Source organism: Cetobacterium sp. ZOR0034, assembly GCF_000799075.1.
In the GTDB taxonomy this organism is placed as follows: Bacteria; Fusobacteriota; Fusobacteriia; order Fusobacteriales; family Fusobacteriaceae; genus Cetobacterium_A.
Map to the genome: position 1 here is coordinate 1 of NZ_JTLI01000062.1, position 13208 is coordinate 13208.

Below are 13208 nucleotides of genomic sequence, written 5' to 3' on the forward strand. Positions count from 1 at the left end.
AGGATTCTGTTTTCAATGGTTTTTTTATATTCACTTTTTCTTTGCAGAAAGTTATATGTTTATTTTACAACAAACATACATTCCATACTGATTAGATTAAAAGTTACAGTATCGTGAATGAAAGCTGGTATGCTTTCTTTATTTACATTCCATACTGATTAGATTAAAAGACACTGTTAGAACATTGGAATGTAAGGCAACAAAAGTATTTACATTCCATACTGATTAGATTAAAAGGATAAATGAAAAAATCTCTTCTATAAGACTTAATATTCATTTACATTCCATACTGATTAGATTAAAAGCGGTCGGAGCTATACTGAACGTAACAGGCGAGAATAATTTACATTCCATACTGATTAGATTAAAAGACTAAAAAAGAATTTATAGAAGTATGCAAAAATACAATATTTACATTCCATACTGATTAGATTAAAAGAAGGATCTATCTCACTTTCTACATTAAACTCGTAAATATTTACATTCCATACTGATTAGATTAAAAGTGAACACAAAGGTTGTAAAAGAGGGAGAGAGCTTAATATTTACATTCCATACTGATTAGATTAAAAGTAGATATTCCTAGTATTTCTAGGCATCAAGAAGGATATTTACATTCCATACTGATTAGATTAAAAGGGAGTAAGGTCCTAATTTATTCTCTCTTTTTAAGAAATTTACATTCCATACTGATTAGATTAAAAGACAAAATGCTTTAAAGTTAATGGAAGAAGTGATGAATTTACATTCCATACTGATTAGATTAAAAGACAGGACCAAACTTTCCCATACCTATTTTTTTAATTAATTTACATTCCATACTGATTAGATTAAAAGGCTATGTCACTTGCAAACGGTGATCTGGGATTCAAAAATTTACATTCCATACTGATTAGATTAAAAGTTAAAAAATTTTACAAATTCTTTTGCACTATCTGTATTTACATTCCATACTGATTAGATTAAAAGGAATTCTAGAAGCTAACTACCAACTAGTTTCATCGATATTTACATTCCATACTGATTAGATTAAAAGCAGATGTCAGAGAAACTTGTTGAAATGAAAGAGTCATTTACATTCCATACTGATTAGATTAAAAGAACTCTCTTCCAGCTATATACACATCATCATAATCATTTACATTCCATACTGATTAGATTAAAAGAAAAATTATTGGAGAAAAGAATTTGAAAATTTTCATATTTACATTCCATACTGATTAGATTAAAAGGCATATCAAGAGCATGGTACTTTGTCGACGATACTATTTACATTCCATACTGATTAGATTAAAAGCCATACTAATATAACTTTTCTCTATAATATACATTATAGTGTTCATTTTGTCGAACAATTATATTTTTTCATTTTTTTCTTACTCAAAAGACCCAAATTTTAAACCATCCTCAATTAAAGAGCTTTATCTTAATCTGTCGAATCCCCTATATTTTTGACTTATTCTAGGTCGACAGACGTGTAAATTTTATTTCCAATAAATATAAGATAATCTATTCAAATTAAAAACTTTCAATAGGTTTTCTCAAAGATTAAACCTCTTTCATAACCGAAAGATTTTTTAAACGAAATTATCAAAAGATATTCCCTCTTCTTTTTCTTTTTGAGCTCTTTCAAAACCTAATTCATATGAATACTCTCCATCTACAAAATATACTATCTCTCTTCCTAATTGCTTTAAGGTAGCATTTTTCCCTTTTTCATATATCCCAAGTCCTAAAGTATACATATTTAGTTCTATCCTAGCTTCCTCTCTTTCAACCCCTTCACTAGTTTCATACTTATCTACCAATTCATCTATGATATCTTGATACTCTTCATAAACTTTATATGGAATACATTTATAAGATATAATATTTCTAAACCTTTTGGCCACCTCTTCCTTCTCAAACCTTCCTCTCCAAATTTGATTCATATAATTCTTATCTCCATTAAATTTATCCATAAAACTTGATTTTTTCAAATTGTCTGAAGTTAAATACTTTTCAATCAAATTATATTTTTCCTCTTCAGAAAGTATTCCATCAACCTCACTTAAAGCCAACTTTGATAATGTAAATATATCTTTATCTATAAACCCTTTTTCTCCATTTATAAATAAATTTTTATTAATCTCTGTAAAAACAAAAGCATTTGTTCTCTCAACAGATTTCTTCCCTTTTCTATTCACCCTACCTAATCTTTGAAATAATCCACTTAAATCATTTAGCTCAGTAAAAAGAAAATCAAAATCAATATCTAAACTTGCCTCAACTAAAGACGTAGATATCCAAATTTTATTTCCTATGACCTCTGTTTTTCCAAACTCTAATATCTTTTTTTCTTTTTCTAATCTATCTTTTTTTAAATATTTTGAATGTAATAACTCTATCTCCTCTTTTCTAATACCAATCTCCTTTAATTTTTTATAAATCTCTTGAGCTTTTTTTACAGTATTACATACAACTAGTGTTTTTCCACCATTCTCTGCATAATGACTATATATAAAATCTGCATCTATTTCTGAATTTTCTATTTTTAAATTGTGTCTATCGTCACCTTTTATAAATTTTTCATACTTTATAGACCCAATCTCTTTTTCAATACAATCTTTTATAAATGGTGGTAATGTAGCTGTTAATATTGCAAACTTCCCTCCAACATCTTTTATTTTTTTGAGCCCTATTACTATATATGCCAACAAATCCGGAGAGTATGCCTGAATCTCATCTAATACTACTTTGGAATAACTCAAAGTAGCTAATTTTACCTCATGCCCTGGATATAGAAATACAAAATTAAAAATTTGATCAAGTGTTGAAATTGTCAATGGAATAGAAAGTGCTTTTCCCTCTCCTATATAATTTTTTATACTTTCATAGCTATCATTCGTATTTGAAAATAGATAATCAACTGCTTCAGAATGAAGTAACACAACTCTTTTCTCAATCTCACTTTTTATTAAATCTTGGCTTACTCTTTTATATATAGAGTTTATAGCTGTTTTTAATGGCAATATAAAAAAACCTTTATTATTTCCTATCCACAGCAATCCAGCTTCAGTCTTACCCATTCCTGTATTAGCTATAACAATTAAATTTTCATCTCTATTTTCAATACAATACTCTTGTAATTCATTCCAAGAATAACTTAGTTCCTCTAATGACTTTAATAAAAAATTATTCAAATACTCAATCGGATAGTTTCCACTTCCTGAATAATCACACTTATTTAAGAGTCCTGTTAATACATCAAATGATTCATCTATATTACTTTTTAGTTGTTTTATATCTTTTAAAGTTATTTTCTGAACTTCAAAATCTTTCAACAAATCTAAACATAATTTCTTTTCATTTTCCAAAACTTGAAGATTATCTGTGTAAAAATGATGATTTAATACTGCATAAAGAACTTTTAAATATTCTTCTCTATCCTCTATTTTATTTTTATCTATAAAATAAGTTGATAATATATTATGACCAACTTCTTTTTCGTTATTAAACTTAGTTTTATTTTTTATTCTATTCTGAAACTCTGGATTTAACTTTCCGTAATCATGATATTCACAAGCTAACTCTAACAATCTATATTGATTTTCTGAAATATACTTCATTTCTCTCAACTCTTCAGCTCTAGATTTAACTTTATCTGTGTGCTCTCTTATTGTTTCTAATGGTTTTGCTAGTGACCTACTTAAAATTTCTTGAATATTCATAAACGCCCCCCACTTTTTCTTCCATATTGGTTAAATTAAATTTTATATTTATACTAAATCAATTATATATTCACCATCGTAAAGTATACCTTCGTTAATCTCTTCAATTTTGTATTTAGAAGAATACACTACTTTCTTTTTATTAAAAATTCTCTGATTTTTTACAATCGTATAATCTTTATTTAAAAAATATAGTGTTCCTCCTATATCATGAGTATCTGTTCTTGAAAAAACATTATCATTTCTGATATTTTCAATTTTTAAATATCCAGAATATTGGCTTTCTATCTCTTCATCAATATCTTTTATATGAACAAATTCACACTCTTCAACATCTACAAAATCTTCACTTCTTCCAATTGACTTCAGATTATAAATATTTTTTTTAATCTCCTCTAAAGTCTCAACATCACTAGATATATGAAGTACTAACTCAACTTCATTTAGTACTTCATAATATTTTAGTGACGTTACTAAACTTTTATACTTATTTAATTCATTATTTTTAGGATCATTCTCTTTTAAACTCTTATACTCATCAAGTAACTCTCTATTATATACAAATATAGTAATCTCATTTTTAAAACTATTCCCCTGTGATTTCGTTGCTTCAGCAATTTTTACAAATCCTTTTGAATGTAAGTTTTCATGTGGGACTTTCACAAGAATGCCTCTATCATCCATAACAGAGTTTAAATATAAATGATCTGTAAAAGCCTCTCTAGATAAACTTTTATATCTTCCTTGAATTGATATATCCATAGGATGATACTCACTATAACTACAAGCCTTATGCAATGCACCTATGACTGTTGAATATGGTGGTAGTGGATAAGTCATTCTATTGTCAATACTTTCCTCTTTTCTATAATGGGCTTTACTCTGAGTTAATTTTATTCTAAGAAGCTCCATAATTAAACTCCATAATATTTCTTTACATCATCTTTTAACTTCTTGAACACTTCCCCAACAGAAATTGGATTTAATGAATTTACAATCTCTAGTTCATTATCTAAATTATCTCCTTCTAATAACCCAACATAATACCCATCTTCTATTTTATTTTTCAAATCCTTACTTATATGAAGTTTATTATCTTTTACTCTTATTGTATTTTCAAATATATGAGTCATTCTTGGTGATAATCCTCCCACAACAAAAATTGGCTCTGCATTATCCAAATTACCCTTTACAACTAAGCTTAAATTCTGAATAGTATCTAAGATTCTATTTACTCTCTCTACTTTTTCTTCCACACTAGATTCAGTTTTAAAATTTTCATCTTTTCCTATCATACTCAAATCTATTGTCAAAGAATATATTTTTAAAGATTTATCATACTCATAGTTGTATGGCATTAATCCAGAAGATTTTGCTCCACCTTTTTCTTGAAGATTTATATTGTTAGCTTCTGCATAAGTTGTCGCTAAATAAAGATTGTTATGGAATCTAGCATCAACTCTAAAAGCATCACAAGCTATTGCATCTGTAAAGTAAAATGAACTATTTCTAATATACGTTTGCTTTTTAGCTCCAACAGCGGTATTCATATATCCACCCTCTAAAGCTCTACAATTACTAACATTTCTTTCTTCTGAAACATCTTTTTGTGTTGCTCCATCTACTGTAACCACTAAATCATCATACATTCCACTTTGAACCATAACTGCATTTTTCAAGCTCTCTCTACTTCTTGTTGCGTAAACTTTTCCTTCTCTATAAATTTTTTGAACAGTTGAAACGTTTCCTAACCCCTCTCCATAATTAGATGTCATATTTGCAACTACAGTTAGTGTTAAAGATTTTTTTTCCATTATTTTGCCCCCTCTTCATTCTTTTGATTACTTTCAAAATCTATTTTTCCAGAATACCCCTCTTTATCTCCTAAACAATTTATAAATATGTAAGCCAAATTTTTATTTGCTTCAAAGTCATAACACAAAGGAATTAATGCTCTTATCGGTAACTGTGCTGTTGATGATAGATGAAGTAAAACCTCTTTAACTCTATCATAATCTTTTAATGATATTGCTGTTACTAACCTTTGTTCATAAGTTCTAATTTTATTCTCTGGTAATTTCACTCTTATTTTTGCCGCATCTTCACGAGCTTGTTTATATTGATAATACATCTCCTTTACCCCCTTATAAATCAAAATATTTATAGAGATTAAATGACTCACTAAATATTTTTTAGTTCCATTTTTTAATAAAAATTCAATTAAGTTATCTAACGACAATAGATTTAAAATGCTATCTGTTACTATTTTCTCTACTGGAATATATTCAGAAGATGAAAAGCCACTTATTTTTCCAATATTACAAGGATATTTTAAAGCTACTTTGGTTTCCTCTCTTATATTTTTAAAAATATCTATAGCTTCTTGACGAATAAATAGCGTCTCAAAGAAATCTTTTTCTCTATCTTTAACAATTACTTCAACATCAAATTCTATTCTTGAATTAGCTGTTCCTAAATTCAAAAGTATCTCAGATCTCAAAGTATTTCTCTCTTCTGGTCTAAAATCTACATTATTAACCATCACCATTTTTTTTAAATCTACGTTACAATTAATAAAAAATGCCTCTCTATCCTTACTAAAACCAAATGGTATAAAATCAAAATACTCACTATCGTTATATACAAATGTTTTCGCATCCTGCTTATATGAATTCCCTTTAGATTTTTTTCCCATATCAATTGAGTATCCATTTATACGACAAACTTTTCCTTTTTTATTAAGAAGTTGATTTGGATTACAAAAATTATAGTATAAACTTCTACCACCTTTATAAGTATTTTTTATAATTTCAGTTTTATTATCTTCTATAACTTTTACTATCTCTTCTGAGTTCTCTCCATCATACTTAATCTTAGAAAATAAATTTTTTAAAATTGTATTAGCTTTTAACTTTTCATTGATCAGCTTCACTCTTTCTGTTTCTTTACTTTCATCATCATAACTAATTTCTAAATTCTCAAGAATAGCTATGTGGTGCATAGATTCTTTAAAATATTTTTCAACAAACTCTAAATATCTTTCTTCAAAAATATCTTCATCTTCAAATTCAATATAGTCTTCAGTTAAGATATAATCACAAGAGTGATAGCTTAAATATCTAGATATTCCAACTATCGCTGAGCTATATCTCCAATCTAAAGGCTCTAATTTTATCAATGCCATCTTACAGCCCCCCTATTCAATTATATCTAACATTCCAAACCCCATTGATTTTCTACTACTTAAAGCTCCACTCTTATACAGACTATTTAAAATCTCTTTTCTTCCTCTTATTTCAATTATACCAAGTGTTCCTTGCATTTTTATTCCATAAAATGTTGTTACTACTTTTTTTGTTTCTAAAGGAAAAATTTCTAACTCTACTAAATATTTTTCTGGAAACTCTCCTTTAAGTGTAGTTAATAGGTTTCTTTTTAAAACTTCTATTCCTTTTTCATCTAAAAGATGATACCAGCTTTTATCTTCATTTAATTGCTCTCTAATAATTAAAGGTGATAAAATTTTAAAAATTGCTTTATCATTTTCTATTTTTTTCTCTTTTATTTTTATTGCTCTTATTAAAGTTAATTTGTTATTTTTAAATGTATATGAATTTTCTAAATTTTGTAAAAAGGCGTTAAAATAATGCAATCCCAAAAGTTCATCCTCTGTTGAAAATATAACTTTTATATTATTACTTTTTAATAAAATACTATTTTTATTGAATTGAAGTGGTGTAAAAAATGGTGCGAAGGTTACTCTTTTTTCTTTTCCTATATCATATAAACTTTTAAATAAATCTTTGTCATAATTTTCAATTACACTCTTGAAAAATGACACTATTGTTTTTCTAAACTCAATTGGTATTTCGTTCTTTTCAACTATAAAATTTAATTCTAATCTCATATAATCCCCCCTTTTCATCGTTATTTATAAAATAGCATGCTGATTTTATTAAGTCAAATCTTTATTTGACTATTAAAAGAAATTAGAGGTTTTCTCATCAACTAATCCCCAAAAATGTTTTTTCAACTTCTTACTTTGTGGATTTTCAAAAACAATTAACGAGTCATAATCATCTCTTATATAGTCCTTTAACTCTAACCGAAGCTTTTCTAAAAGAGGTGGTGTTAACTCTCCTTCAAAAACAGAGTTTTGAATATGTGTAAGATACCTTTTACAAATCTTAAAAACGTTTCTAAGAACCTTACTACCTTCAGGATTATCTAAGGATATATCGTAAACTAAAATTATATACATAAATCACCACCACATTTTAAATGAATTATACTGTACATCTTCAACTATTGTTTTTATCAATTTATAGCACTCTAATCTCAATAGATGTCTATAGCTTGTATTTCTATTTAAATCTCTATGTTTAATGGTTGTTTTCATTCTTTCATCAAATTCTTTTAAAATTTTCATCTTTGCTTTTGGTTTTAAGTAACAAAAGTTTGATTCTTTATCAAAATCGTCCTCTGTAATAATATTTTTATTTATTAGTGAAAAAATCATTCGATCACTTATTAGAGGTTTAAATATTTCAGAAATATCTAAGCATAAAGAAAATCTTTTTTCTCCAGGAACATGCAAGTAACTAATAGTTGGATTTAATTGAGTTTTATAAATCTCACTTAATGTTGCTGTGTAAACTAAGGTATTAATAAAAGATATTAAACAATTTACCATATTATCTGGTGGTCTTTTAACTCTTTTTTCAAACTCCACTTCTTTATTAAAAATTTTATTCCAAGAATCATAATATAGTTTTCTAATATTTCCCTCTATTCCCATTAACTCTTGAACACTTTTTGTTTTTTTAATCTCTTTTACGAGAAACTCTATATTTGAAATTGTTTCAGATAAATCTTTATCTCTATTGTTATAATACTTTAAATTTCTTAAAATATTATGAGCTCCACCTACTATAAACTCTTGAGCTAGCATCATTTTTTTATTTTCATCTAAAAGTGCTTCAACCTGCTTAACAAGAAGTGCTCCTGATACTTTTGTTTCTTTAGGATAAAAACTCCCTGTATAAAATCCATAGTAATTAAAAAAATGAGTTGGAATATTTAATTGTCCCATATAATTTAAACATTTAGTATTTAATGTTAACTCTCCAAAAACATATATATCTCTAGCCACTTCTATTTTTAAATCTTTAAATTCACCTGTTGGTGTTTTTAATCTAAATACATTATCTTTTCTACTTAATGTTCCATTTGAAAAAAGATAGTAACTTTCACTCATATTTAAAATTCCTCCTAACACATACAATATTCAAAATATGCACAACTTTTGCAAATAGGTAACTTTTTAAAGATTGGTGGTGATTCAGATGTTAAAATAATTTTTATCTCTTCTAAAATATTTTCAATTTTTTTTATATCTTCTTCCTCTAAAGTAACCTCTTGAATCTCTTTAATTTTAGGATAATCAATTATTCCTTTTTTTACATCTATATTTTTGTTTTTTAGAAAGTATAAATAATATTTAACTTGCCATATACTTGCCTCTTCTATATTTTTACTCTTTTTAACTTCATGCAAGACTTCCCAACGCTTTAAAAAATCAATATTGATAGTTTCATCTATCATAATATGTTTCTCTTCTTTAGAATATGAACTTTCATCTAAAAGCTTTCCTAAAATGACATTTTCATTCTCTTCTTCAAACGATATATCTTTTGAAAATAACCAAAGTTTTCTTTTGCAAACGAAATAATAATAAAACATAATCCCTGTTATCTTATGCACTTCCCCCTCCTTTAATTTTAATCTATTTATTCACTTCGACCAATACTTAAATTTCCTTTTTTATTTTCAGAAATTACTATTTTCTCTAAATTCATTTAAGTTTATAAAAAAATATATCTATAATTTTTAATTCTTTCTAAACATCTTCAGATATCTACAATTTATTTTTTACAAACCAATATTTATATAGATACATAAAAAATAGATATAAATATAACAGAACAATTAAAATATAAATCTTAAACATCTCTTTTAAATTTTGAAACTCCTTTTCACCGAAATCTTTTTTAGAGGCATCTAACGTTATTATTTTAGTCATTTTATTTTTCTTTGTTATAACTCCTGTCGTACTAAACTCGATTCCATTTACAAACTTTAAAATTTGTTTTGAATTTCTTTTTAATAAATCGTAACTGACACCTCCAGTCGAAAAAGTATAGTAGCGTCTTACATTTTCAGGTATCAAATCTATCTTAAACATAAAATCATTTTTTCTAATCTCTCTACGCTCTTTTAAAAATTCAATCTCTTGTTCATAAAAACTATAAACATCAGCCATTTGAATAACGCTTTCATTTCTCAAAGGATATAGTGGAAGTTCTTTAAGACGAGTTACTACCTCATTATCTTCGGTAGAGTTTTCCTTTCTTAAAAGATAGATTGTTCCTGTAGATTCATCTGACATAGCCTGAACATTTTTTAGAATTAATTTATCTCCTATTTCAAAATCTGAAAAACTATATTCTTTCTCTCTCGTAATAACTATCTCTTTTGGAGTACCTCTATGTAGGCCATCACTATAGATTTTAAAAGCTTTAAAAGAAAAAACTAAACAAACGATTAACGTTAATAAAGTAGATATTTCAATACATCTAAGCCGACTAACTCTAGTAGTTAACTTTCCATTTGTTATAACATCATCTATTGAAAAAGTTGGAAAATATTCCACTTTACATAATTTTTCTCCAATTTTATATAGTTTTGAAAAAAACAGACCATTTAAATTAAAAATAATAGTACATACCACAATACACAAAGTAGATATAATCGTTAGTTTTGAAAAAGGATTAAAAAATGCAACCAATAAAAATATAAAAGATAAAATAAGGTTACTAAAAATTGGATCTGTTTTATCTTTTTCTGTCGGAAAACTCTTAATCTCTTTAACATAATCTAAAATATTAAATCCATTTATCTCAATAACATAAAAACTTCCTGAATGTATAACTCCTTTTAAAGTTACAGCATCATTCTCTTTTAAAAAGAACTCATTCTTATTTATAAAATGAGAATTAAAAATATTTATTTTCCAATCGTTGATATAGTCAAAAGAGTATCTGTACTTAATCCCATATTTCCCACGAAAACTTCTATCTTTTTTCTTGACCTCTCCTTCTAAAATAGTCACAGTCCCTTTATTTTTTAATAAGAATATATTTTTGTAAATTCCATTCAATAAAAGCAAATCTTTTTTAGATAAAATCTCCTTAGTTTCTTTAACACTTTCCAATTTTTCCTTAGTCACCGGTTCAAAATAAAAACTATCATAAACATAGCATAGATAGAAAAAAATAATAAAAAATGTAATTATTAAAAGTTCTCCCATTTTCCCCTCATCTCTATAAATTATTATTTAATTATCAGATTTATAATTTTTTTTATATAACTCACTTTCTTCATCTTCATTTAAAACACACTCATAGATAATAGCTCCATCTTCTGAATACTCTACCTCTTTAGATCCTGTTCTCTTATCACCAACATAAGTATCCATAACTTCATAAATTAATCTATCATTTTTAAAATTTTGTGTTTTTATCCATATACCACTTCCAAGTTTATTAACTTCATCAACATAAAATGTAATTGGAGAATCATATTTGAAAACTTGAACTATCGTAACATCTTTTAAATGCTCATACTCTTTTTTTAAAAATATCTTTGAAGAAACATCATTTGAAATCTTAGCTAATACTTTCCTATCAGAATCATAATAAATTAAAGATATCAATCGATCATCTTCCCACATTTCATCTGTTACAATCTCTTTTGATGAATAATATGTTTTTTTCACTCCATCTAATTTCCCATTTTTCCAGTTGGAAAACTCTTTGATACTTCCATCTTCAAAATATTCATGATATTCGCCTACGTATTTTCCATTTTTCAAAGTATATTCCAATCTTTTTTTATCCGTATAGAGTGGTTTTATTTTTTCTCTTCCAATCCACTCAACTCTAAAATCCTCCTCATAATATTCAATGAATTTCCCATTACTAGCTTTATAATCTCTATATAAATCTATAGGAAAAAGAATTGTATCATACAGAAATGACGATGTTCTATCTACCATATATACAGGAATTGCTAAAGGCTCTAAAGTCATTCCAAGCACAATATATAAAGTTCCCTCTGTGCTATTACTACTCATCTTAAAATTAAGAGAGGGATATACTCCTCTATATCCCTCTCTTCTTTTAATTTTAGATGTGAAAGATGTCAAAAATATAAAAATGGCTATACCAATTCCTACTATTAATTTCTTATTTGAACTTTTCACATTACTCTCCCAATAAAAGCATTAAAATAATTCCAGCTACTCCTGCTATAGCCATTGGCATTAAAACACCTAAAATAAATCCATATAAAATTCCTATTTTTGAAACTCCTTTTTTTTCATCACCTTTAGTTATTCTTCTTTTTAAAGATAAAAAATAGATATAGTTACCAAAAAATCCCATCAGTCCCATTAAAGCATAATTCAAACCTCTAATAGTAGAATTAGAGATTACTTTGAAAGAGAAAAACTCATACATCATTGCTATAAAACCTAATAAAGCAACACAACAACCAACAATAAAAGTTTCAAAATACATTCGTCTATATCCCATCCATAATGGACCTAAAAATAAGGCACAGAAATTAGTTTTATTTTTTGGTCCTTTAAAAATATTTAGATAGTACTCTCCTTTTTTATCAATATACTTTAATAATTTCTCCTCATTACTTTCTAAGAACTCTTTATTTTTTTGATTTGATTTTATATAATTACTCATCTTCTCTCTCCTTCTTTTGAAATTGTCCATATTTATTATAGTATTTTATTTCTACAGAATTATATTTTTTTATAATTTCATCTGAGTTAAGCATTAAATCTTTGTACTCAATATTATATACCTTAACAATAAAAGAACCATCCTCTAAATAGGTAAATAACTCTCTTACATAAAGTTCCTCGTCATAATCATTAATCTCTTGATACACCAAGTCTCCTATATCGTTATAAATAAATTTTTCAACAACTCTACCAGCAACATCAAAATCTAAACTACACTCTAACTTTTCATTCTCTTTAAAGAAATTCGAAAATATTAATCTACCATCTTCATCATATCCATGCTCTTCCTTCATATTTCCTTCTGGATAATAACTTATACTATTTTTCATATTCTATCAATTCTCCTTCTTCTGAATAAAAATTATGCTCTCCTATCCAAGAGATATCATTGTTATAATTATCTTCATAAATATAGTCTCCCTCTTCTCTTATGTTACCATTAGGATAATATCTTTTAAATCTATACACATTTTCATCCGATAAATAAATTGTACTACTCTCTAAAGTTTATAGCAATAGGTAAGGCTTTGAAGTTATCTCTACCTTTTCCCCTGCTCCACACCGTGCATGCGACTTTCACCGCACACGGCGTTCCATCATAATTTTAAATTTTATTT

General features: G+C 26.6%; 13 protein-coding genes and 1 CRISPR repeat array. All 13 genes read right to left on the bottom strand.

The features are described from left to right. Window positions 1-73 precede the first annotated feature (73 nt). A CRISPR array of direct repeats spans window positions 74-1297; the repeat unit is 30 nt; unit sequence ATTTACATTCCATACTGATTAGATTAAAAG. A gap of 280 nt (window positions 1298-1577) precedes the next feature. The 13 genes from L992_RS10765 to L992_RS13575 all read right to left on the bottom strand — a co-directional run bounded on the left by L992_RS10765 (window position 1578) and on the right by L992_RS13575 (window position 13059). Next, entirely contained in the window at window positions 1578-3710 is a 2133-nt protein-coding gene (locus L992_RS10765; RefSeq protein WP_047396205.1) for a CRISPR-associated helicase/endonuclease Cas3, read from the bottom strand. A gap of 48 nt (window positions 3711-3758) precedes the next feature. Further along, a complete protein-coding gene (gene cas5, locus L992_RS10770) occupies window positions 3759-4622 on the bottom strand; it encodes a CRISPR-associated protein Cas5 (protein WP_047396208.1) in 864 nt (287 codons plus the stop codon). 2 nt (window positions 4623-4624) lie between these two features. Then, window positions 4625-5524 (bottom strand): type I-B CRISPR-associated protein Cas7/Cst2/DevR, encoded by a 900-nt coding sequence (gene cas7i, locus L992_RS10775; RefSeq protein ID WP_047396211.1) that lies wholly within the window; start codon window positions 5522-5524, stop codon window positions 4625-4627. Further along, on the bottom strand, window positions 5524-6894 hold the full coding sequence (cas8a1, locus tag L992_RS10780) for a type I CRISPR-associated protein Cas8a1/Csx8 (RefSeq protein ID WP_052193979.1): 1371 nt from the start codon (window positions 6892-6894) through the stop codon (window positions 5524-5526). The genes cas7i and cas8a1 overlap by 1 nt, the downstream gene beginning before the upstream one ends. A gap of 12 nt (window positions 6895-6906) precedes the next feature. Beyond that, window positions 6907-7617, bottom strand: a complete 711-nt coding sequence (gene cas6 / locus L992_RS10785) for a CRISPR-associated endoribonuclease Cas6 (protein WP_047396215.1) — start codon at window positions 7615-7617, stop codon at window positions 6907-6909. Between the two features lie 72 nt (window positions 7618-7689). Continuing rightward, entirely contained in the window at window positions 7690-7971 is a 282-nt protein-coding gene (gene cas2, locus L992_RS10790; protein WP_047396218.1) for a CRISPR-associated endonuclease Cas2, read from the bottom strand. A 3-nt stretch (window positions 7972-7974) separates the two neighbouring features. After that, window positions 7975-8967 (bottom strand): type I-B CRISPR-associated endonuclease Cas1b, encoded by a 993-nt coding sequence (gene cas1b / locus L992_RS10795; protein WP_047396221.1) that lies wholly within the window; start codon window positions 8965-8967, stop codon window positions 7975-7977. Between the two features lie 14 nt (window positions 8968-8981). Then, window positions 8982-9473: a CRISPR-associated protein Cas4 gene (cas4, locus tag L992_RS10800; RefSeq protein WP_231549788.1), complete on the bottom strand. Its 492-nt coding sequence runs from the start codon at window positions 9471-9473 to the stop codon at window positions 8982-8984. 154 nt (window positions 9474-9627) lie between these two features. Continuing rightward, window positions 9628-11079, bottom strand: a complete 1452-nt coding sequence (locus tag L992_RS10805; protein WP_047396223.1) for a hypothetical protein — start codon at window positions 11077-11079, stop codon at window positions 9628-9630. A gap of 27 nt (window positions 11080-11106) precedes the next feature. Further along, window positions 11107-12033, bottom strand: coding sequence for a toxin-antitoxin system YwqK family antitoxin (locus L992_RS10810; RefSeq protein ID WP_047396226.1), 927 nt, complete (start codon window positions 12031-12033; stop codon window positions 11107-11109). 1 nt (window position 12034) lies between these two features. Next, window positions 12035-12529, bottom strand: coding sequence for a DUF2628 domain-containing protein (locus L992_RS10815; protein WP_047396229.1), 495 nt, complete (start codon window positions 12527-12529; stop codon window positions 12035-12037). After that, a complete protein-coding gene (locus tag L992_RS10820) occupies window positions 12522-12920 on the bottom strand; it encodes a hypothetical protein (RefSeq protein WP_047396232.1) in 399 nt (132 codons plus the stop codon). Before L992_RS10820 ends, L992_RS10815 begins: the two co-directional genes overlap by 8 nt. Continuing rightward, window positions 12910-13059, bottom strand: coding sequence for a hypothetical protein (locus L992_RS13575; RefSeq protein ID WP_156110690.1), 150 nt, complete (start codon window positions 13057-13059; stop codon window positions 12910-12912). Before L992_RS13575 ends, L992_RS10820 begins: the two co-directional genes overlap by 11 nt. Between the last annotated feature and the right edge of the window lie 149 nt (window positions 13060-13208).